The 23,742-nt window shown below is 52.7% G+C and carries 16 protein-coding genes; 3 read left to right on the top strand and 13 right to left on the bottom strand.

What is annotated here, in order from left to right; all coding sequences use genetic code 11:
• Positions 1-51 precede the first annotated feature (51 nt).
• Complete coding sequence (locus tag WKR14_RS08755) at positions 52-1,389, bottom strand: IS4 family transposase (protein WP_165564965.1); 1,338 nt, start codon at positions 1,387-1,389, stop codon at positions 52-54.
• Positions 1,390-1,500: 111 nt separating this feature from the next.
• Positions 1,501-3,666 carry a M3 family metallopeptidase gene (locus tag WKR14_RS08750; protein WP_335917087.1) on the bottom strand — a complete coding sequence of 722 codons (2,166 nt, stop codon included), beginning with the start codon at positions 3,664-3,666 and terminating at the stop codon, positions 1,501-1,503.
• Between the two features lie 433 nt (positions 3,667-4,099).
• Here WKR14_RS08750 and WKR14_RS08745 point away from each other — a divergent pair, with 433 nt between their 5' ends.
• Positions 4,100-6,151 carry a bifunctional 2',3'-cyclic-nucleotide 2'-phosphodiesterase/3'-nucleotidase gene (locus tag WKR14_RS08745; RefSeq protein WP_226564863.1) on the top strand — a complete coding sequence of 684 codons (2,052 nt, stop codon included), beginning with the start codon at positions 4,100-4,102 and terminating at the stop codon, positions 6,149-6,151.
• A 160-nt stretch (positions 6,152-6,311) separates the two neighbouring features.
• Entirely contained in the window at positions 6,312-6,932 is a 621-nt protein-coding gene (locus tag WKR14_RS08740; RefSeq protein WP_224867561.1) for a DUF938 domain-containing protein, read from the top strand.
• Between the two features lie 78 nt (positions 6,933-7,010).
• Here the strand turns inward: WKR14_RS08740 and WKR14_RS08735 are convergent, their stop codons facing one another.
• From WKR14_RS08735 to fabB, 11 genes are all read right to left on the bottom strand, one after another.
• Positions 7,011-7,802 carry a class I SAM-dependent methyltransferase gene (locus WKR14_RS08735; protein ID WP_339087640.1) on the bottom strand — a complete coding sequence of 264 codons (792 nt, stop codon included), beginning with the start codon at positions 7,800-7,802 and terminating at the stop codon, positions 7,011-7,013.
• A gap of 86 nt (positions 7,803-7,888) precedes the next feature.
• On the bottom strand, positions 7,889-9,214 hold the full coding sequence (locus tag WKR14_RS08730) for an IS4 family transposase (RefSeq protein WP_339087639.1): 1,326 nt from the start codon (positions 9,212-9,214) through the stop codon (positions 7,889-7,891).
• A gap of 113 nt (positions 9,215-9,327) precedes the next feature.
• Entirely contained in the window at positions 9,328-10,842 is a 1,515-nt protein-coding gene (purF, locus tag WKR14_RS08725) for an amidophosphoribosyltransferase (RefSeq protein WP_101056353.1), read from the bottom strand.
• A gap of 43 nt (positions 10,843-10,885) precedes the next feature.
• Positions 10,886-11,374, bottom strand: coding sequence for a CvpA family protein (locus WKR14_RS08720; RefSeq protein ID WP_025010464.1), 489 nt, complete (start codon positions 11,372-11,374; stop codon positions 10,886-10,888).
• A 107-nt stretch (positions 11,375-11,481) separates the two neighbouring features.
• Positions 11,482-12,075 (bottom strand): SPOR domain-containing protein, encoded by a 594-nt coding sequence (locus WKR14_RS08715; protein ID WP_025889044.1) that lies wholly within the window; start codon positions 12,073-12,075, stop codon positions 11,482-11,484.
• An 18-nt stretch (positions 12,076-12,093) separates the two neighbouring features.
• On the bottom strand, positions 12,094-13,365 hold the full coding sequence (folC, locus tag WKR14_RS08710) for a bifunctional tetrahydrofolate synthase/dihydrofolate synthase (protein ID WP_412486562.1): 1,272 nt from the start codon (positions 13,363-13,365) through the stop codon (positions 12,094-12,096).
• A 68-nt stretch (positions 13,366-13,433) separates the two neighbouring features.
• Entirely contained in the window at positions 13,434-14,219 is a 786-nt protein-coding gene (gene truA / locus WKR14_RS08705) for a tRNA pseudouridine(38-40) synthase TruA (protein ID WP_144128584.1), read from the bottom strand.
• 132 nt (positions 14,220-14,351) lie between these two features.
• Complete coding sequence (locus WKR14_RS08700; protein WP_339087638.1) at positions 14,352-17,579, bottom strand: FimV/HubP family polar landmark protein; 3,228 nt, start codon at positions 17,577-17,579, stop codon at positions 14,352-14,354.
• A 242-nt stretch (positions 17,580-17,821) separates the two neighbouring features.
• Positions 17,822-18,838: an aspartate-semialdehyde dehydrogenase gene (locus WKR14_RS08695; protein WP_101056356.1), complete on the bottom strand. Its 1,017-nt coding sequence runs from the start codon at positions 18,836-18,838 to the stop codon at positions 17,822-17,824.
• Positions 18,839-19,969 carry a 4-phosphoerythronate dehydrogenase gene (locus WKR14_RS08690; RefSeq protein ID WP_101056357.1) on the bottom strand — a complete coding sequence of 377 codons (1,131 nt, stop codon included), beginning with the start codon at positions 19,967-19,969 and terminating at the stop codon, positions 18,839-18,841. It abuts the gene before it with no gap.
• 166 nt (positions 19,970-20,135) lie between these two features.
• The gene (gene fabB, locus WKR14_RS08685) at positions 20,136-21,347 is read right to left on the bottom strand and encodes a beta-ketoacyl-ACP synthase I (protein WP_101056358.1); all 1,212 of its coding nucleotides are present in this window, start codon (positions 21,345-21,347) and stop codon (positions 20,136-20,138) included.
• 209 nt (positions 21,348-21,556) lie between these two features.
• On the opposite strand from fabB, the gene mnmC reads away from it, so the two are divergent.
• Positions 21,557-23,542 carry an FAD-dependent 5-carboxymethylaminomethyl-2-thiouridine(34) oxidoreductase MnmC gene (gene mnmC, locus WKR14_RS08680; RefSeq protein ID WP_226564869.1) on the top strand — a complete coding sequence of 662 codons (1,986 nt, stop codon included), beginning with the start codon at positions 21,557-21,559 and terminating at the stop codon, positions 23,540-23,542.
• Positions 23,543-23,742 lie beyond the last annotated feature (200 nt).

Raw genomic sequence — 23,742 nt, 5'->3', positions numbered from 1 at the left:
ACTTTTATCATCTTATCTTAGAAAAACACCCGCCAAATGGCGCAACGTAGTTCACTTAAGCGGAGCTGCCTTGTGATTAACAGGGTATCGGGTCTTTGATATTTTTACCGCCCTAGGCCGATTTGGCTTAGGGCGTTTGTCTATAAAGAGGATGGACAAGTCTCCTCGCAGACTGTTTAGACGCTTCGGCGTATTACCTGGTGACACCGCTTTGCTCATGACTTTGAGCTGACTTGCGATGAACTGACAAGCGTACTTAAAGCTGATTTCATTGGGCATTCGACCATGCTCTACTGCCGCTTGGCTCGCTTCTCGTCTCACCAAGTTATAACCAAGCAGCAGCCCCCATAACTCTTGATAGACAAGTTCGACTGTCTTACTCCTCAGCACTAACGCATTGTGTTGCATCGAACTTTTTATGTCTCGATACCCTAATTCAATTTCCCATCGCTCGTGGTAAAGCGCCGCGACTGCTCCCGCATCGTACTGCTCTCTGGGAAGAGACGTAAATACGGTTTTTGGCTTACCTTGTACCTGATAAGTCACGGCTCTCACTTGCCATGTTTCAGGTAGGTTAGGATTTTTCTTGCGTGCTTGTGGAGAGACTTTCATTTCGACTCGCATGTCGTCACTCTCTTCATCGTCCAGCAGGGTGTATTTCACCCCTTTCTTCGCCGGTAACAACCAATGTCTGTTAGCACCACTATTTTGGAGAGAAAGAAGTAAGCCTGCTCCATAAAAACCCTTATCCAATAAGGTCACGGAATTATCCGGTAAGGAGTCAATAAAGGGCATAGCAAGAGGAATTTCGCCTCGACGATAAGGGCTTATAGCGGCATCGACAATGACATGAGAGCGAACATTCATCATGGTCACCACCCTTAATACTGGATGAGGCGTCTGTCTGTCGCTGGATGTATTACCTGACCCAAAATGGTCTCTTAGTTCCGGTGTGTCAGCGGTTCGAAAAAGCGCGCCATCCACAGCAAAGACTTGCAAACCTTGCCATGTATCCTCAGGGTAACGCTCTAACCCCCACCTATGGCTGCATTGCCTAAACAACCATTCTGGGGCTGCTTTGCCAAGGCGTTGCCTTGCTTGCGTTAAAGCACTTTTTGCTAACAGCTCCTCATTAGCCAACCCCTCGGCACAGACATTCATTCGCCGTGCGACTTCGGCAATCGGTTCGTTGCGGAAAAACGCCATTCCAACAATAAGCCAAAGAACCATATCACTCGGTAAGCGACGTCGACGAATCGTCGCTTTATCGGAAAGTGTTACCGCTTTAGCAATCCACTCGTCAGGAATATGCTCGGAGAAGGTGGTTAGCTGAGCGACATCAACAGGACTCTCTTCAAGAAAGTCGGCAAAGCAGTTTTGAATAGACATAAAAAATCGGAAACCTACAAACAGGTTTCCGATTGTCTCTCATCAGAAGGATCGGTCAACCGATCCTTATCTGATCTACATTGCGCCAAATGGCGGGTGTTATCAAAGGTTTCAGTCTACCAGGCCTCGGCGCTTGAGCAGCGCATCCACTGTGGGTTTCTGGCCGCGGAACTGGATGTAGTCCTGCATCAGATCCTCACTGTTCCCCTTGGAGAGAATTGCCTGACGATACCTGTCACCATTGGCTCGTTTGAGGCCACCTTCAGCCATGGTATGAGCAAAGGCGTCGGCAGCGAACACTTCAGTCCACAGGTAAGCATAATATCCGGCCGAGTAGCCGCCACCGAATACATGGCTGAAATAAGTCGACTGGTAACGCGGTAACACAGGCGCGTAATCCAGGCCGTGCTTGGCGCGGGCCTTGGCTTCGAATGATTTAACGTCCGCCACTTGTTCACCGGCCTTGAGGGAGTGCCACTCCATATCAAGCAGTGCTGCGGCCAGATACTCTACCGTGTCATAGCCCTGGTTGAAGCTGGCCGCTGCTCGCACCTTTTCCAGCAAGGCTTGCGGAATCGGCTCGCCGGTTTTGTAGTGTTTGGCATAATGAGCCAAAACGTCCGGATCTGTGGCCCAATCCTCGTTGGCCTGGGATGGGAACTCAACAAAGTCCCTCGGGGTAGCAGTACCTGCAAGGCTTGGGTATTTCACCTGCGAGAACAAACCGTGAATGCCGTGGCCAAACTCATGGAACATGGTGGTCACTTCATCAAAGGTCATCAACGTAGGCTGACCTTTGGCCGGTTTGGGAATATTAAGCGCGTTATAGACCACAGGCTTGTTATCCAAAAGGAAGCTCTGGGTCACCAACTCATCCATCCAGGCGCCACCGCTCTTACCCACTCTGGCGTAAGGGTCCAGATAGAAAAGCCCGATGGAGCTGCCGTCTTCGTTGAATACTTCCCAGGCGCGGACATCCTCCTGCCATACCGGCAGATCCTTACGCTCTTTCATTGTGATGCCGTAGAACTTCTGCATAGCGTAGAACATGCCGTCATTCAGCACTGTATTGAATTCGAAGTAGGGCTTGATCTGGCTCTCATCCAGATCGTATTTGGCTTTGCGAACCTGCTCGGCATAGAAGGCCCAGTCCCATGGCTGCAGCTCAAAGTCGGCACCACTAGCCTTGATTTGCGCCTGGATATCCTTGCCTTCAGCCTTAGCCTTGGCAACGGCCTTGGGTGCCAGGTCATCCAAAATGGCAAATACCGCATCCGGATTAGCGGCCATCTGATCGGCCAGTACATAGTCAGCCCAGGTTTCATAACCCAGCAGTTTGGCCTTTTCTGCACGCAACTGTGCCTGCTTGAGTACGATAGGACCATTGCTGGCCATGGCGCGATTAGCCGAAGTCTGCCAAATTTTCTCTCTCAGACCTCTGTCTTCCAGGCTCGACAGCAATGGCTGACGGGTGGTGTTCACCAGGCTTATCAGGTAGCCCTCTTTCCCCGCTTCCTTGGCGGCGTTGGCCAGGGCGCCTATTTCATCCTCACTCAAACCTTTGAGCTGCGCCTTATCGGTCACCAGGATCACATCATCCTTGAACGACTTAAGAATGTTTTGCGAAAACTCAGTCGACAATGTGGCCAGCTCACCGTTGAGTTCACGCATTTGGGTTTTGTCGGCTTCGCTCAATTTGGCACCGGCACGGACGAATTGATTGTAATAGAAGTCCACCAGGCGTTGATCTTGCGCGCTCAGGCTATCTTTATGGTGGTAGACGGCTTCAACCCGGGCAAACAACTTGGGATTGAGGAAAATATTGTCGCTGTGCTCGGTGAGCTTGGGAACGATTTCCCCTTGAATGGCTTGAAGCTCATCATTGGAAAGCAAGCTCACCATACTGAAAAACACTCTTGTTGTGCGGTTGAGAAGAGCGCCGCTCTTTTCCATAGCCACTATAGTGTTATCAAACGAAGCGGCTTCGCTGTCGTTGATTATGCTGGCGATCTGCTGCTTGTGTTCCTTGAGCCCGGCTCCAAAGGCCGGCAGATAGTCTGCTGTCTTTATCTTGTCGAACTGCGGCGCATGATACTGCAGCGGACTTGGGCTGAGCAGCACATTGCTTGCGGTTTGCTCAGCGCTTTTTGCCTCTGGCATACTTTGACTCGCTTCTTTGGCCGGGGTATTGCTGACGGTTTCTTTGGTTTGCTGTTCGGCACAGGCACTCAGCACCAGTGCAGCGCCTATGGCGGTGGCGATTAATGTCTTACGCATCTTGACTCCATTAACGGCAGGCTATTGCTTAGTTATGATTAAATACCCGGGACACCCGTCTCGGCGGGGCAACAGCCCTGTTGATTCCCGCCATTACCTTAACAACTCTTCCGCTCTTTGGACAATGACTTAACTGTAAGAAATTCTGCTTACTTACCGTCAATTCGATATGAATGCGCACGCGTCCAGCCGATAGCTCAAGCATATCTGTTGGACAAGAAAAGTGTGCGCCTGCCACAGCATCGGGTGGCACCAGCCTGCTCGATGTCACAAAATGTCACTGTTTTTTACCGTCCAATGTCACATAAATGTCTTCACCTTTAGCTATACTGCGCCTCGCCTAACCTGATTAATCATATGATTAACAGCAGGTTAACAAGGTGATGGCGGGAAATCTCCCGGGGTCAATAATAAAAAACAAGAGTAGTAAACAATGCAAACCAAAACATTAATCACATTGGCGATTGCCGCCGCACTGGGTCTCAGTGCCTGTAACAGCGACGACAATGATGAATCAACGGTCAGCGTAGATCTGCGGGTATTGGAAACCACAGATCTGCACACCAACATCATGGATTACAACTATTACAGCGGCAAGGAAGACCCCACTATAGGTCTGGCCCGTACCGCCAGCCTGATCCATGCCGCCCGCAAAGAAGTCACCAACACTGTATTGGTCGATAACGGCGATCTGCTGCAGGGCAGCCCCATGGGCGACTATATGGCCAAGGTAGGCATAGCCGATGGTGAAGTGCACCCCGCTTACAAGGCAATGAACCTGCTTGATTATGCCGTGGGTAACATAGGCAACCACGAATTTAACTACGGCCTGGATTTTCTGGAAAAATCCCTCGCCGGCGCCCAGTTCCCCTATGTCAACGCCAACGTCTATTGTGATGCCGATGATTGCTGGAAGGGAATCAAGAAAGGCGACAACCTGTTTACCCCTTACCTCATCAAGGAAACCGAGGTTAAGGACACTGACGGCAACAGTCACAAGCTCAAGATTGGTTATATAGGTTTTGTGCCTCCGCAAATTATGCTGTGGGACAAGCAGAACCTCACCGGCAAGGTACGTGCCGAGAGCATAGTGGAGAGCGCCAAGAAATTTGTGCCGCAAATGAAGGCTGAAGGCGCCGATATCATTATCGCCATTCCACACTCAGGCATTGGCTCCACCGAAAACCCCGGCGATCCTGATGCCGAAAATGCCACCTATGCCCTCACCTATGTCGACGGCATTGATGCCATCATGTTCGGCCACAGCCACTCCATCTTCCCCGATGCCCGCTATGGCGACTTGCCCAACACAGATGTGGAAAAAGGCCTGCTCAACGGTGTCCCCGCCGTGATGCCGGGACGCTGGGGCGACAACATGGGCCTGGTCGACTTCAAACTGCAGCGTAAAGATGGCAAGTGGACAGTGCTCTCAGCCCGCACCGAGGCCCGCCCCATCTATGACGGCACCAACAAAACGCCTCTGGTGGATGCCGACAAGGATATTCACGACGCGGTTGAGCTGGAACACCAAGGCACTATGGCCTTTGTCGAGCAGCCAATCGGGGTCGCCGCCGCCGACATGTTCAGTTTCCTGACGCTGGTGCAGGACGACCCGACGGTGCAGATTGTCTCCGACGCCCAGATAGCCAACGTCAAGGCCAAGCTGCCGGAAGCGCTCAAGTCATTGCCGGTGCTCTCTGCAGCCGCGCCGTTCAAGGCCGGTGGCCGCCATAGCACCACCAGTGATGCCGATCAGTATGTGATGGTGGACAAAGGGCCGCTGACCTTCAAGAACGCCGCCGATCTCTATCTCTACCCCAACACTATGGTGGCGGTTAAGCTAAACGGCGCTGAGCTGAAAGACTGGCTCGAGTGTTCGGCCAACCAGTTCAACCAAATAGATCCTGCCAGCACTGAGCCGCAGGAGCTGGTGAACTATAACCACCCCACCTATAACTTTGATGTTATCGATGGCGTGACCTACAAGATAGACGTGACTCAACCGAGCAAATTTGACGCCGATTGTGCTCTGGTCAATGCCGATGCTTCGCGGATTATAGATCTGGCCTTCACCGACAGCGAAGGCACTGTCTATACCGGTGAAAACCTGGCGGCCAAGGAATTTATCGTCGCCTCCAACAACTACCGCGCCTTTGGCGGAAAGTTTGCCGGCACCGGCAGCGAACACGTGGTACTGGAACTGCCGGACACCAACCGTGAAGCTCTGGCGGCTTACATCACAGAGCAGTCCAAATACAATCCTGAAACCGGCAAGTATGACGCCATGGTCAACCCCACAGCCGACTACAACTGGGACTTCAGGAATATAGATACGGATGTTGCTCTGGATATCCGCTTTGTCACTCAAGACAGTGATAAGGCCGCTAACTTCATCCAGGCCAACCAACAAAGGACCATGACCAAGCTGAGTACCGATGAGCTGGGCTTTGCTGTTTACCGCATAGATCTCAAGCCTGCCCAATAAGGCTGTCGATTGAGACTGAAAACAACCCAAGCGCCCTCAGGGGCGCTTTTTTATGTTCTACGCAAGATTAGTCTAAACCTCTGGCAATGTTATAAAGTAGGTACGATAAAACACCAGACTCACTCAGCCGTCACGACGGCAAGATTGCAGGAAATCTTTTATGTCTTCGATACCCGCGCCCTTCTCCCAAGCCTGTGAAAACAACCGCGAGCCGATACTCAAAATACTCAAACAGGCATTCTCAGGCTGCCGCAGGGTATTGGAGATCGGCAGTGGTACCGGTCAGCACTCGGTCTACTTTGCCCCAGAGTTGCCGCACCTGGTGTGGCAATGCAGCGATCAGCCCCAGTATCTGGATGGGATCCGCGCTTGGCATGCCAAACTCCCGGCGAGTAACCTGGCCGAGGTGATCACTCTGGAGGTATGTTCACCCTGGCCGCAGGCGGCAACTGAGCCGGCGCCGGATGCCATCTATAGCGCCAATACTGCGCATATCATGAGTCAGCCCATGGTGGAGGCGATGTTTGCCGGTATAGGCAGAGTATTGCAAAGCGGCGGCCGTTTCTGCCTCTATGGCCCCTTCAACTACCGAGGCGATTACAGCAGCGACTCCAACCGGGTGTTCGATGCCATGTTAAGGCAGCGCGATCCGCAAAGCGGCATTCGCGATCAGGAGTGGATCCTGATGCTGGCTGCAGCCCAGGGGCTTGAGCTTTATCAGGACCATGCCATGCCCGCCAATAACCGCCTGCTGGAGTTTATTCGTAAGACAGCTCTCTAACGAATAAAAATTAACTTGTAAAACAAACACTTTACCTGAAAAGAACAGGCGCTATCAGCCTCTGAAGTGCCTTTGTTTTTACGCGGCTTTGGCGTAGAGAAACAGATCTGTGGCCTTAACCTCGCCCTGCTCCAGATAGGGTTTACGCAGGCTGTCGATGAGCTCAAACCCGGCCGCGGCCAACTCACTGACAAAAAACACTTCGGGATAATAGTGGATAAAAACCCTGTCTCCGGCGCTGGAGCTTTGATAGCCGGACTCTTGATAGTCATCCTCCATGGAGGCCAGATACAGGAGCCCGCCGTCATTCAGTAGCGCACGGCAATCTTGCAGTAAGGCAATCACATCCTGACGTTCAAGATAGGGCGTGACGAAGAGCAGAAGTATTGCATCAAAACCCTCTGGCGTGTCTAAGCCATCAAGGGCATTAAAGTCATCAAGGGTATTAAAGCCATCAGAAACCCCAAGGCTTAGGGGCGTTGCTGCACTTTCAGACACATCGAGGGGTGCGATAGCCTGCACGGCATCAGCTTCAAGCAGCGACGAAAGACGACCAAGCTCGCGGCTATCCAGCCGATAAAAACGTCCCTCTGGCAGCAATTCACCGGCAAGTGCCACCATGGCCGGCGCCGCATCTATACCCACTATCTCGAGCTCAGGCACCCTTTTTGCCAACATGCCGCTGACATGCCCTGGGCCACAACCGATATCCAGTAACCGCAGGCGCCGTCCGGCACAGGCCTGATACTGCTTCAGCAAAGAGGCAAATCGGTTATGGGCCGAGTCATAACAATCGTTGCCGGCAAACTTATCCCGGTAGGGAAGCGCCATTTTGTCAAAGGTTGCTACGGTTTCCCGGTACTTATCCATTGTGCTTCTCTCCCTGCACCATCAAGAGTCGAGGCTCAGCATACTGACTGGCACAGAAAAAAGCCAACCTCAAGGGTTAATGCCGTTCACTTAGTGTGAACGGCATTTTTCTTAGGCTTAATGGGATACTTGTTTTTACTCATTTTTAACGCACGTGGATAGGCTCTATCCCGTTTCCCATCAAGCTTGAACTGCCTCGCATTACGCACTATGTCCAAGACATCTCTCGGGACATTCCCAGGCGTTTGAGATGACAGCTGAGTCAGTTTAAAAATGATATAACTCGATGCATCTCTAAAGCTTAATTGGTTCGGATGTAACGACGGTAAGCTTTTAGCCATCAACACCATCTTGTATCTGATGAGGTTATAGGCCAATAGTACCCCCCACAATTCTTGGATAACCAGCTCTGGCAATTGACTGCGTAACGTAAAGCGACTCTCCAGAAGATGCTGCTTCATCTCCCGATAGCCCACTTCTATCTCCCATCGATGGGCATATAAATCCGCTATCTCTGCCCCCGGATAACGCAATGGGTCCGTTAATGACGTCAAAATGGAAACCGACTTACCTTTTATCGTCTTCGTCAGTAAGCGAGCTTCAATATTCTCAGGCAGCATAGGCCACTTCTTTCTGGCTTGAGACGTGGTGGTTAACCGCACCAGTTGGTCGTGTTTTCCTAAAGAGCGTACCACTTCATATTGTGTCCCTTTCTTCAACGGCAGCAGCCAGTGACTGTTAGGTTGAGCCTGTTGCCAGGCGTGCAAAAGTCCCAACGAATAAAAGCCTCTGTCAAACAGCGTCAGGCTGTTATTGGGGATGCTTGATATCAATTCGGCGGCTAAATTCATTTCACTGACAGCAACAGAATCAAAGGCACTGTTCAATACCAAGTGGCTGCTTAGCTCCATCATGCAAACCATGCGAATTTGCGGATAGGCTGCATCACCAGAAGCGTTGGCAGTTTTGGCAAAGGCCTGATTGTTTTGCTCGCTATCAGGTGTTCGCCACACGACACCATCGACCCCATAGAGGTTAAGCCCACACCAATGAGGATGCTCTGCTCTTTCATGCCAGGTCTTGGCACTTCGCTTAAACACATCCCGAACAACATCAGAGCCCAGCCGTTTGCGCGCTTGCGTGACAGCACTGCGAGCAACGTAATCCACCTCTTGAGGTAAGACGATATCAAGCTTATTGATGAGTGAACGGACGGACTCGCCTCTGAACAGAGCCATACCAATCACCGCCCAAATCATGGCATCCATAGGTAACTTACGTCGCCTTAAACTGGCAACACCATGTGAATCAAGGCACGACTGAATTAACTCAGGCTCAAGCACATCGGCCAGACAGGTGAATTCGGTAAGACGATTGATATGAGTACGCGCCAAAGCTTCTGAAAGTTGCATAAAAAAATCCGATGACATGGGGTCATCGGATTTTGATCCTTTCAGTGAGATCGTCAAGCGATCTGTCTTAACTGATCGGCATTAACCTCAAGGGTTGGCTTTATCAGAGATTATCAAGGATGGCAGACGTTATGCAGCTCCAGGTTGGTACCTATATCCTTATTGCGGTTGGCCTTGGCATCGTCGTTACGCAACTGGGTCAGATGATCCAGATAGGCCTGATCCACATCCTTGGTGATGTAGTGGCCATCAAACACTGAGGTTTCGAAGCGCTTGATATCCGGGTTTTCCATCCGAACAGCTTCCACTAGGTCGTTCAGATCCTGGAAAATGATGCCATCTGCGCCAATGATACGGGCGATTTCATCGGCATCACGGCCATGGGCAATCAGCTCATTGGAGGTTGGCATGTCTATGCCGTAGACGTTGGGAAAGCGGATCTCTGGTGCAGCCGAGGCGAAATACACCTTCTTGGCGCCGGCTTCACGGGCCATCTCGATGATCTGCTCGGAAGTGGTACCACGCACTATGGAGTCGTCCACCAGCAGCACATTCTTATCCTTAAACTCGGCGCTGATGGCATTGAGCTTGCGTCTGACCGACTTCTTGCGCTCTTGCTGCCCCGGCATAATGAAGGTACGGCCGATATAGCGGTTCTTCACGAATCCCTGACGGTAAGGCAGATCCATGCCACGGGCAATTTCAAGAGCGATATCACAGGAGGTTTCCGGAATAGGGATCACCACATCGATATCATGGTCATACCATTCCTTGCGGATCTTCTCACCCAGCTTGGCGCCCATGTTGACCCGGCTGGCATAGACTGACACCTTGTCTATGGTGGAGTCCGGACGGGCAAAGTAAACGAATTCGAAGATACAGGGGGCATAGCTGGGCGCTTCGGCGCACTGACGGGTAAACAACTCACCTTCCGTGGTGATATACACGGCTTCGCCGGGAGCCACATCGCGCATCACTTCGAAACCAACCGCATCCAGTGCCACACTCTCTGAAGCCACCATATACTCGGTCCCAGCGGCTGTCTCATGCTTACCAAGCACCAGAGGACGAATACCGAAAGGATCGCGAAATGCCACCAGGCCCTGACCAATAATCATAGCCACCACGGCGTAGGCACCGCGGGTATCGGCGTGCACCCGGGAAACGGCATCGAACACTTCATCCGGGCTCAAGGTCAGGCTGTCGGTCTTGTCCAGCTCATCGGCCAACAGGTTGAGCAGCACTTCAGAGTCGGAAGTGGTGTTCACATGGCGGCGCTTGTTGCGCAGCCCTTCGGCCAGTTGCAGTGTGTTGGTCAGGTTGCCGTTGTGCGCCAGAGAGATCCCGAAAGGAGAGTTCACATAAAACGGTTGGGCTTCAGAGGCACTGGAGCTGCCGGCGGTAGGATAACGCACATGACCTATGCCCGCATTGCCCTGCAGCCGCTGCATATGTTTGGGTTCAAATACGTCCTTGACCAGACCATTGGCCTTACGCAGGCGAAAGGCATTCTGATCGATAGTCACTATGCCTGCAGCATCCTGGCCACGGTGTTGAAGCACTGTCAGTGCATCATAGATGGTCTGATTGACCGCTGAGCGGCCAACGATTCCGACGATACCACACATGGGTAAGCTTCCTCATTGTAAGATGTTCTGATAATTGTATTTTTTATATTTTGGGTACAAAGCTTGAGGTATTTTCCAAGTAGTCAAAAAACCACTGGATAACCACCCCGAATTCGGGCACCAGTTGCGAACCCTGCCACCAATCGGTTTTGGGCGCGCCAGTAAAGGCATCCATAAAAAAGAGTATGGCACTGACTATCAATGCGCCGCGCAGCGCACCGAAACACAGGCCAAGAATTCTGTCCGTTCCCGAGAGCCCTGTCTTGGAGACCAACTGGCCTATCAAATAGTTCACCAAGGCCCCCACAATCAGGGTGACTACAAACAAGATGGCGATGGCAACCCCGTTTCGCAGCACCTCATCATTAATTTGGGTGATATGAACGGCAAGGTCCTGATAAAACTGACTGGCGATGAAAAAGGCGGCGAACCAAACCACCAGCGACATGGCTTCTTTGGCAAAACCACGGATCAGACTGATAAGGGTCGATAATCCGATAACTATGATAATGGCGTAATCTATCCAAACCATGGGTAGAAGTATCCGGTGAAGATTTAAGTCGGCGGGATTCTACCAGAGAAGGCAAGCATTCTCACCCCCGGGGCGTAAATAATTGCTTGCCGACTCGGGGCAAACTGTCATCTTTCCTGTGGGTTATAGCGAACCACTTTACCCTTGAGTTTGGTCAACTCTTCAACCTTCTTCTGTTGCTGTTTAATGCGATCACTGGAGACATCCGGACCGACAAATACCCGGGTCAATTTGCCGTCCACAGGCTTGTCCGGCAAGGTATAGGCGCTGAATCCGGCCTTGCGCAATTTGGCTACCAGGGCTTTGACATTGGCCGCATTACTGAAGGCGCCGAGCTGTAAAGTCCAGGCTGCATCACTGGGTTTAGCCTTGGGTTCGGGAGTCTTTTTGACCTCCTGAGGCTTGGATTGGGCGGTGTTGGAAACACTGTTTTCGGTAGCCTTCACCTCGGGCGCCGCCGGTTCGACTTCAACCTGAGGCTCGTCTGTCTCCTGTGCCAAGTCCAGAGTCTCAGCGACATCCAGGGTTTCAAACTCTCCCGGCTCCGCCAATTGCGATTCGGTATCCGGCCGCAGCGGAATTTCAGTGAACTGCTCCTGCTGGCGCTCTTTCTTGCCATCGAGAATGTCAGGTAAAAAGATCACCCCCAAGGCGACCAATACTACGGTACCTACCAGACGGTTATGAAACTGAGTCGACAAAATATCTTCCTTCCAGTCTTAGATAAGCGCTTTAAAGCCCGAAACAGTGTAAAAGGAGCCAAAGACAATTACCACATCTTCGGCGCCGAGTTTGGGTTTGAGGTATTGCCAGCAATCTTGCATCTGTTCAAATTCCCGGGCGTCACAGCCATCCGGCAGGGCTTTTCGCAAACGGCCGGCATCGGCACCACGCTCATTATGCAGCGTCACCAACAACCAGCTGTCTATGCTAGGCGCCAGCGCGTCCATCACGCCTTCGATATCCTTGTCCTTGAGCATACCGCAAACGCCATAGACTCGCCCCTTGGCCTGTAGTTCATCCAGCCTTTGCGCCAGATAGCGGGCCGCGTGGGGATTGTGCGCCACATCCAAAATAATCAGCGGCGCCTCGCAGATATGCTCCATTCTGCCGCTGAGCCTGGCACTGGCGAGCCCTGAGCGAATCGCCTCCTCGGAAAGTTCAGGCCAGAGTTGTTCAAGCGCGGCCAAGCTGGTGGCGGCATTGGGCAGAGGTAATTGCGGCCTGGGTAAGCTCTCAAACTGCCAGTGCTCACCTCGAAAATCCCAGCCTATGCGGGTTTGGCTGTAAGAAAATGCCTGCCCCACCGCCTTGAGTAAGGCGCCCTTTTCATTGGCAACATCAACTACGCTGGCAGGCATCTCGGCATCGCCCACTATCGCCGGGCGGTTCTTACGGAAGATGCCGGCTTTCTCACGGCCAACCAGCTCCCGGGTGTCACCAAGATACGCCTGATGATCAAGATCTATGGCGGTTACCACACTGACATCGGCATCTATGATATTGGTGGCATCCAGCCTGCCTCCCAGGCCCACTTCCAGAATAACCAGATCCAGCTTGGCCTGCTTGAACAGCAGTAATCCGGCCAGCGTGGCATATTCAAAGAAGGTCAGCGAGGTGTCGCCCCTGGCCGCTTCTATGGTTTCAAAGGCCGAGATAAAGTCGCTATCGGGCGCATCGACGTCGTCTATCCGCACCCGCTCATTGTAATTGATGATATGGGGCGAGCTGTAAACCCCGACCCGATAGCCCGCCGCGCGCATGATCTGCTCCAGCATACGGCAGGTGCTGCCCTTGCCATTGGTACCGGCAACTGTGATCACCTTGGTGCTGCCCAATGACAGCGCCCCGAGCCTGTTGGCAACTTGGGTAACCCGCTCAAGCCCCATATCGATTTCGGTCGGATGAATGGCCAACAGGTAGTCCAGCCAAACAGACAGAGGAGCGTCGGCTCCCGGTAGCGGATGCAGATGAGCGGATGATTGCGACATTTGATTCTTCCCTTAAATCTTGATGTTGCCGCAAGCAAAAGCGTAGCGGCAACAGCATGCTAACGGTTTCAGTCCGGCATAAACAGGGGGCCCATGGCCAACTTGGGCAGTTGATATTGCTCAGGATAGCTGACATGCACCAGATAGAGGCCATTGGGTTTGGCCGTAGGGGCAGCCTTGGTTCTGTCTTTGAGCTCCAGCAACTGTCCCAGCCAATCCAGCGGCTGATTGCCAAGTCCCACTTCCAGCAGCGAGCCGACAATATTGCGTACCATGTGATGCAAAAAAGCATTGGCTTCGATATCCACTATCACATACATGCCCTGGCGGGTCACACTGACTCTGTGCACATTGCGAAACGGGGTGCGCGACTGGCATTGGATCGCCCTGAAACTGGTGAAGTCGCGCTCGCCCAGCAGATACTGAGCCGCCTGATGCATCTTCTGCTCGTTTAGGTCGCCGTGATAATGGCTGACGCCACCACGCAAAATGCCGGGACGGAAATTGTGGTTGTAGATGATATACCTGTAGCGGCGAGCGGTTGCCGAAAAGCGGGCATGAAAACTGTCATCCACCTCTTTGGCCCAGCGCACCGCGATATTGTCCGGCAGATTGGCATTGACGCCCAGTGTCCAGGCGCCTTCTTTACGCACGGCAGAAGTATCAAAATGCACCACTTGCCCGGTGGCGTGTACCCCGGCATCGGTGCGACCGGCGCATTGCAGTGCTATCGGCTCATTGGCGACCATGGATAAGGCCCGCTCCAACTGCCCCTGAACTGAATCCACTTCGGCCTGGCGCTGCCAACCATAATAGCCGCTGCCGTCATATTCGATACCCAACGCAATACGCATCTGTTTCTCCCCTGATCTCAAGGCGGCGAATTCTATCACAGAGCGGGCATTCGCCTCCAAGAAAAAGCCCTGACAATAAACGGACTGCATAAAAAACGGCGCTCCAGGCGCCGTTTGAGTATTGACTGGGCTCTAACCCAAGGTTTTTATCAGGGCTGCGGCTTCCTCTTGCTGGCGGGCGTTGCCGTCCAGCTCCACCTCTTTAAGCAATGCCTTGGCGCTGTCTTTATCATCGATTTCGATATAGGCCCGCGCCAAGTCCAGCTTGGCGTTGACAGAGTTTTCCTCATCATCGACATCGACCATAGCGGCGGCGCCTACGAGAGAGTCGAGCTCACCCATATCCACATCCAGCTCCTTGTAAGGGTCGGTATCACTGTTGCCTTCATCGGCTTCACTGAGCAGGCGCTCAATATCGATAAAACCGTTTTCCTTCTGGAAGGCGCTGAGATCGTGCTCAGGCACCATGCTGGAAGCGACCTTGCCCTTTTCTTTGGCATCGAGGGCCGCCAGCGCTTCATCTACTGTCAGTTTATGATCTTCGAGATCCAGCGAGTCATCATCATCCAGTTCGAGACTGAATTCCTCATCCGCTTCGGCTTCCTTGGCAACGTTTTCAGAAAAAGCGGCCAACAGGTCATCGTCGCTCAGACTCTTATCACTGTCGTCAGTATCCTGGGCCAGGTCAATATCCAGAGCCTGCTCGGTATCTGTTATGCTGTCTTCAACATCAACAGCCTGTTCCTGATTAGAGAGTTCCTCTTGAGCCAAGAGATCTTCTATGGCTGAAGGCTCTTGCTTTTCTTGCGCAGAAGGCTCTTCTTGCGCTAAGGGCTCTTCTTTCGCAGAAAGCTCTTTTTTCGCTGAAGGCTCTTCTTTCGCAGAAGGTTCTTCCTCAACAAAGGGCTCTTTAGGTGCGGAGGACTCCCACTCAAGAATATGGGGATCATGGCTCTTGCCGCCGGCCTTGAGATCGTCAAAGAAGCCAGAATCCTTGTCGCTGCGTTGACCGCTTTGCGGCGCGCTGTCGCTATCCCTGCTCTCATCAGCTAAAGTGTCTGTTTCATCGGGCTTCTTAGGCTCATCCAAGTCCTCAGCCTGCGACAAGCCTGCCAGCATGGCATCCAATTCGGCATCGCTGCGCTCAGTGGCATCATCCGACTCAACCTCTGGGGTATCTTCCTCGTCAGTCTCAGCTATCGCCTCATCAACGATCGCCTCATCAACGTTATCTATCGCAATTACGTCATCCGCGAGCCCGGCCAACAAGGCGTCCAGATCTTCACTCTCTTCCTCTGCTTGAACCTTCTCTGCTTCCGCTTGAGTCTCGACAGCATCGTCCAAGTCATCGAAGCCTGCCAGCAAGGCATCTATGTCGGCCTCTGTGTCGCTGGAGTCTATGGCAACCTTGTCATCTTCAAGCTCGGCGGCAATAGCGTCGCTTAAGTCTTCCTCTTCAGAATTCTGTGCTGCCGGTGCATCGAATCCAGCCAACAAGGCATCAATGTCTGCTTCTTCGCCCAGCTCGGTATCAGCTGAATCAGCTTCATCCAGTTCGGCGGCAATGGCAGCGCTGAGATCTTCCTCGGCTTCAGTCTTACTATTGCCTTCAACTTGAGTACCGGCTTCAATTTGAGGTTCTGTATCTTCTTTGACGTCAAACCCGGCCAGCAGCGCATCGATATCGGCTTCCTGTGTCTCATCCAAATTATCTTCAGCCAACTCGGCTGCGATAGCGGCACTGAGATCTTCATCCAGCTCTGCCTTCGCTTCTCTCTCTGAGAGCACCTCTTTGTCTTGTTCAAAAGCAAACTCTTGATCGAGCTCTTGGCTAAAACCCTGTTCAAAAGCAGCAGTCACATCTTCCGGTAGGGTTTCACTCAGATCAGGCTCTGACGCTGGAATACTTTCGGTCTGCAAATCTTCAGGAATAGTTTCCTGTTTATCGGTATCGTCCAATCCAGCCAGCAATGAGTCCAAGTCCTCCTCGCTGGCATCTTCCTGCTCACCGGCCTCTTGTTCGCCCATGGCTTCGGCCCAGAGATCATCGAGCGACTGACCTTCATCTTCGGCCTCTTGGGGAGTATCCCCCTCGCCTGAGTCGATGAACATCTCCTGCGCCATGTCCATCTGCTCGCTGTCACTCTCAACTTCAGGCTCAGGCTGCAATACAGAGCTATCAACATCCAGCAATGAATCAATGGAATCGTTTTGATCATCGTCAAGACGCACGGCCAATTCGTCGTTGGCGTTGGCCATATCGGCCGTAGCCGCGCCGGCAACAGCTGCGGCAGCCATTGGAGCCGCTTCGGTCTGTGGTGCTTGGGCATCACTTTGTTTACGCCTGCGGCGCAGCATGCTCCATAGCAACAACAACAGCAATACCGCGGGTACTGCGGCAGCCAGTACCAAAAGTAATGGGTTACCCATCAAACTGCGCCAGAGATCGTCCGGCTCATTAGCCGTAGCATTGGCGACTTGAAGCTGCTGCTTGAGGTCAGCATTTTCAGCCTTGAGTTGCTGTTCCTGTTTTTTACTGGCCTGCAGTGACTCTTCCAATACCGACAGACGCTGATTCAGCTCATCAATTTGCGCTTGCAGCCCCTGGTTATCGGTATTGGCGACAGTAAGCAGATCCTGAGCACGCCCCAGTTCATCGGTCAGACTCAGATTGCGGCTCTGCAGCGCTTCAATGCTGTTATCGTCAGCCGTTTCCGGAGTTGCTTCTGTGGCTGTTTTTTCGGTTGTGATGGCTGGTGATTTGTCTGCAGCCACTTGAGCTGGCTCAGTCGATGGCTCACTGACTTTTGACTGCTCGCGGTTTTCCTTAGATGGCTGCGCCGCCGTTTGAGTTTGGGCAACCGCCGTTTGAGTTTGGGCGACCGCCGTTGACTCTTTTGCGGCTTGGCTTGGGTGCCCGGGGGCTTTGGCGGTTTCAATTTTGCCATCATCTGCCTTTAGCCGCTTACCGGAAGACCAGCTCTTGTCATCCTGTTCGGCGCGAGCTCTGGCCATACTCAATGGAATAGCCTGCATCACCTCTTTGGAGGGGATCAGCAGTATCATGCCCCGTTCCAGGCTGTTGTAGTTATTGGATGAGAAAGCGTGCGGGTTGGCTTCAAAAATCGCGGCCATGACCTGATAGATACTGACGCCGGGATCCGGTCTGACTTTCTGGGCAATGCTCCAGAAGGTGTCCGATGGCGTTGTCGGACCATACTGGCGTACCTGTTGGCGCACTTGACCGTCGGGGCCGGTAATTTTCAGACCTTCTGCATGGGCCGGTTCTATAAGACTACTTGGGTTCAGGGCAAAAAAAGCGGCCATCAGGCCAACAAGATATGAAGTGCGAAAATTCATCCATTCTTCCCTTTCAAGCGCTGGTTTCGCCGACTGACGACTGGCTTTAGGCATTTGTATTTATTGAGATTACTATAAACCAGAAATGTCCGCGCTGCTACTGTTCACATTTGCAAAACAAAAAAAGCCTGCAAGCAGCAGGCTTTTTCAACAGAAACAAAGCGTTTAGAAAAGTGCTTCCAGCATTGTATTCAAGTCTGAAAGCACAGGCAGAGCCTCCGTAGGACTTACTCGCACCTTCCTTAGAGATAGTCGCGGATCAGGATCTCGCCTATCTGTACACTGTTGAGTGCCGCCCCCTTACGGATATTGTCAGAGACCACCCATAAATCTATCCCCAGATCGTGGGAGATATCCTTGCGCACCCGGCCGACATACACAGGGTCGCTACCGGCGCCTTCGGTCACGGCCGTTGGATAATCGTCATCATCTTCAAACAGCACCACGCCTTCGGCATCCCGCAACACTGCCTTGACTTCGGCAGCATCAACCGGTTGCAGCGTCTCGATGTGAATCGCTTCCGAATGACCATAGAACACAGGGACCCGCACCGCAGTCGGGTTCACCAGAACGTCGCTGTCGCCGAGGATCTTATGAGTCTCCCAGACCATCTTCATCTCTTCTTTGGTGTAGCCATTTTCCATAAACTTATCTATGTGCGGCAACACGTTGAAAGCTATCTGCTTATCATAAACCTTGGGCTCTGAAGGCAAGCCCTGCAACAGCTTGGCAGATTGCCCCGCCAGCTCCTCAATCGCCTTTTTACCGGTACCGGAAACCGACTGATAAGTGGCCACATTGATACGGCTGATCCCAAAGGCATCATAGATAGGCTTGAGCGCCACCAACATCTGAATCGTCGAGCAGTTGGGGTTGGCAATAATATTACGGTTACGGAAGTCGGCAATCGCTTCTGGATTGACCTCAGGGATTACCAGTGGAATATCCAGGTCGTAACGGAAGTGGGAAGTGTTATCTATCACCACACAACCTGCATCGGCCGCAATCGGCGCCCATTTGGCCGAGACATCACCGCCGGCAGAGAAGAAGCCTATCTGCGCCTGAGTCCAGTCAAAGCTTTCTACATCGAGGATCTCCACCTGTTTGCCGTGAAAACTCACGGTTTCACCGGCGCTGCGGCTACTGGCCAGTGGATACAGATTCGCCACCGGGAAGTTACGCTCCTCGAGGATTTCTATCATGGTTTGACCCACGGCTCCTGAGGCACCCAATACGACAACGTTAAATTCCTGCGACATTTACAGACCGACTCCTGAAAAACCTAAATGAGACAACCAATCTACCCCAGAACCGCCGACATTTGAAAGAGTCAAAGCACTGAATTCTCGCCTATGGCGGTGATTTTTTCTCATGTCATCAAAACCTGTGGGGTTTTTCAGCATTTTCCGGAATTTTTCATCGTCATCACGTAGATCATAAATAAATCGGCACAAGGACAATAATGCCTTTTCATCGGGCGAACTGCTGATATCGAGCCGGGAGTTCCAACGCTCTGGCAATAGCGCCACAAGCGACTTGTCCGCCGGGCGATTGAGTATCGCCATCAAGGCCTGATATAACATGAAAGTGCCCCGGGCCTTGCCCTCCAGACTGTAGCCGGCAATATGCGGGGTAGCAAACTCCACCAAAGGCACCAGCTCCAGCATGGGGTTAGGCTCCCCTTGCCAAACATCCAGCACTAACTTGATATCCGGCCGCTTGGCCTTGACCCGGATCAGCGCGCGATTATCTATCACTTCACCGCGACAGCAGTTAAGCAACCAGCAGCCGGGTTTCAGTGTCTCCAGTCGCTGCTCGTCAAACAGATACCAAGTAGGATGTTCGCCATCACGGGTCAGAGGTACATGCAGACTAACGATATCGGCGCCTGCAACCAGTTCGTCCAGGCTGACAAAGCGGCGGCTGTCGCCAGCCTTGGCCAGTAAGGGGTCGCAGAGCAAGGTATTTATTCCGTAGGCTTCAAGACAGCGTGCCAGCGCCGAACCGGTATTACCAGCGCCGACTATGCCAACAGTTTTGCCCTTAAGCTGAGTATCAAACCTGTTGGCCAGCTCCAACATGGCGATAAAAGCATATTCGCCAACCGCGGTGGCATTGCAACCAGGTGCATTGGAAAAGGGGATATTGCGGGACGCCAGATAAGCCTTGTCCACATGATCTGTCCCTATGGTGGCACTGCCGACAAACTTAAGCTTATGTGCACCAGCCAACAGTGTCTCATTGACCTTGGTGACCGAACGCACCAGTAAAACATCGGCATCGGCTACTGTGGCCGCATCCAAATGACGGCCATCGACGGCTACTATCTCCCCCAGCTCGGCAAACAAGGGCTGCACATAGGGCATATTTTCATCAACCACCAACTTCATCGACTTTCCTGCTCTGTTGTGGATTAAACCGCTATTCTATCAGCGAGCTAGAGGCTTGTCTGAGTCCGGCGCACATTTGAGGAAGCTACTAACAAGTTCTGCGTCAGCTCATAAGCAAAGAAGGAAGCCATTTGGCTTCCTTCTTGTATTGAGTAGAACAAGGCGCTTACTTGTACTTGCGCATCACCAGGGTAGCGTTGGTGCCGCCGAAACCGAAGCTATTGCTCATAACAGTGTTGAGCTCGGCGTCGCGGTATTCACGCACAATTGGCATACCTTCTGCGGCCTCGTCCAGCTTGTCGATATTGATGGAAGGCGCGATAAAACCTTGTTCGAGCATCAACAGGCTGTATATCGCCTCATGAACACCGGCTGCGCCCAGGGCATGGCCTGTCATTGACTTGGTTGAGGCAATCGCCGGCATCTGGCCGTCGAAGACTTCACGCAGGGCTTCGAGCTCTCGCACATCACCGACAGGAGTAGAAGTGCCGTGAGTGTTAACGTAATCGATAGGTGTATCTACTGACTCCAGCGCCATCTTCATGCAGCGCACCGCACCTTCACCGCTTGGGGCAACCATGTCATAACCGTCGGATGAAGCGCCATAACCTATGACTTCGGCATAAATCTTGGCGCCGCGGGCCAGCGCGTGCTCCAGCTCTTCGACAATTACTATGCCGCCACCACCTGAGATAACAAAGCCATCACGGTCGGCATCATAGGTGCGGGAAGCTTTTTCCGGTGTGTCGTTATACTTGGTGGACAAGGCGCCCATGGCGTCAAAGCCCATGGTCAGGGTCCAATCGATCTCTTCGGCGCCGCCGGCAAAGACCATATCCTGCTTACCCATCTGGATCAGTTCCACCGCATGGCCGATACAATGCGCACTGGTGGCACAGGCCGAACTGATGGAGTAATTCATCCCTTTGATTTTGAAGGGCGTCGCCAGACAGGCACTGGCTGTAGAAGACATTATCCGCGGCACAATATAAGGTCCCACGCGCTTGACGCCTTTAGCGCGCAGGGTGTCAGCCGCCTGAACCTGGTTGGAAGACGAAGCGCCACCGGTACCGACAATGAGACCTACACGAGGATCTGAATACTGCTCTTCGGTCAGACTGCTGTCTTCAATGGCTTGCTGCATAGCCAAATAGGCGTAGGCTGCGGCATCCCCCATAAAACGCAACGCCTTGCGATCGATAAGTTCTGCGGGATTGAGTTTGATGTCGCCCCAGACATGACTGCGCAGCTGCATCTCCTCAAACTGATCTGAGTGGGTGATACCACTGCGGCCAGCCTTGAGAGATTCTGTCACTTCTTGTTTGTTATTACCGATACTTGATACAACGCCAATTCCGGTGATCACGACTCTTTTCATGTTTTACTATCCATTCCGTACAATTCAGTACCTACTTTTGCTGACGCCATGTTAGCCGTTTTACAGCATTTAAGTGGTCAGCTTTCCGTAAACTTGGGTAAAATAATGCCGAACAAGGCCTCCAGAGTAAAAAATTGCCCGTGAAACAGGAACAACTTCGGCCATCCGGCAGTGAAAATACGCAAACTTGCAGTCAAAATCCCACATCTGTGGAAACAACACAAGCCCCGACGGCGACACTTGAGCCCTATCAACAAATCCGCCTCGGTGACAAGCCCTTCGGGCGGCAAATTTGTCTGGCGGCGGTAGGCAGTGAAGCCCTGTTGCCTCTGCTGCAACTCTGGAGCCAACTGCGACAGGATTATCCCAAGCTTGTGTTACAACTCTTGCTGTTTGCCGCCGATAAAGACTCCCGGGCAGAATCGCTCAAGGTTCTGCAAAGCAAACTGCCATTAGGGCAGACCACCGAAGCTACCGCATCCGCCGAGCATCAAACAAGCGAAGTAATATCTCTCCTTGCCGAGCTGCAGGCAGGTAAACCTCTGGCAATCCCCGGCTGCCAACGCTTTGTGCTCGATGGCGGCAGGTTGACACTGGATCTTTACCTTGAATTTGACGCCACTTTGCTCAAAGAGTTGCCTGGTGTAAACCATAACGGCTGGATAGACAACTGGCTCTGGCTTGCTGAGCCCTTACCCTCTCAGGCAGAGGTCTGGCAGATGGCGCGCTTGGCTAAAGACTACGCTTCCTTGCTGTGCCTGCCAAGTAAGAGAAGCGCTCTTGCCTCTATTATGGTCAATAGCGGGCTCAATATAGTAGATTTTAACAGGCCGGCAGCACTGCTTTTGACTCAACAAACTGAGCTCGAGCCCATCGCCAAAGCAGAACGCCTTGCCTTGCGGCGCCAAAGCAATGCCAGACTGGCGCCCTGGCCGCTCTACCGCGAATCCACACTTGCAGCCGATGAATCTATTGCCATTATCGGCGCCGGTGTGGCCGGCAGCCAGCTGGCGTTGTCATTGGCCGAACGTCACCAGCCCAGCCAGGTATTTTGCAGCGAGGAAAACGCGGGTCAAAGTGCCAGTGGCAACCGACAAGGTGCACTATACCCGCTGTTGACACCGGAAACATCCGAGCTCAACACACTATTCCAACAAGGTTTTCTCTTCAGTCGGCGGCGGATAACCGCCTTGGTTGCCGCCGGGTTCGATATCGCCCATGACTTTTGCGGTGTATTACACACAGGCTTTGATGAGCGAAGCCGCACCCGCCTGAATAAGATTGCCGAGGGCCAAAATTGGCACCCGGATATTTTGCGCCGGGTCAACAACTTTGAGGCGACTGAGCTTGCGGGATTGGATATTAAAGAAGATGGTCTTTTTTACCCTCTGGGGGGCTGGGTCTGCCCCAGAGCCCTGTGCCGCGCCGCGATCCAATATGCCGTTGAATCAACTTACTGCGACTTTCAGCGCCGCACCCATATCAGCGAGATTTCAAGAGAAGGTAGCCACTGGTGGCTGAGTGCTACCGATGGTCGCCGTTTTGGGCCATTCAAAAAACTGGTGCTGGCAAGCGGCGCTTCGCTGACAGCACTGCCACAAACCTCGGCCCTGCCCGCCTCACCCTTTCGCGGCCAGGTCAGCGAAGTCGCAACCCAAGGCGGTTTGCGAGCGCTTAAGACAGTACTCTGTGCCAAGGGCTATCTCACCCCGGCCTGGGAGGGGATTCATTGTTTGGGAGCCAGTTATGTCAAAGATCCCGAGCAGCTGGCCTACAGCGACGTCGAGCAGAGAGAAAACCTGCAAAAAATCGCCATGAGTTATCCGGATGCCGACTGGCACCAGGGGCTGGTGATGGGGCAAGGAGCGCGAGTGGGGGTGCGTATGGTCACCCGGGATCACTTCCCCATGTTGGGTCAAGCACCGGATGTCGAGGCACTAATGCAAGTCTATCAGCAGCATCAGCACACTCCCGAGAGTGCCCGCTATTGGCAACAAACACCGGCCCCTGTGCATCCCGGTCTTTATGTTCTTGGTGGTTTGGGCTCCCGCGGTCTCAGCACAGGTCCGTTGGCGGCGGATATTCTGGCATCAGAGCTTTGTCATCAACCCTTGCCGGTAGGCAGTACGCTACTGCAGCGCCTTAATCCAAACCGGATGTGGATGCGTAAACTTATCAAGGGTAAAGCACTTTAATATTGATTGAATTATCCAAGACATACATGGGCGAACCGAGCTTTAGAGAGACAAACTGCCATAATGCACTATTCTAGCTAAAACAAGGCTCTGGATTGGTATTCACAACAGATGAGATAGTCATCAAAGCCTATCACTCAGAAACTATCGCAGCTTGTCAAACAGTTTAAGTTGAATGGAAAGTGCCCGCCCACGAATAA

Origin of the sequence: Shewanella chilikensis, from assembly GCF_037953065.1 — a bacterium.
Lineage (GTDB): Bacteria > Pseudomonadota > Gammaproteobacteria > Enterobacterales > Shewanellaceae > Shewanella > Shewanella chilikensis.
This window is presented reverse-complemented; position numbering and strand designations above follow the sequence as displayed.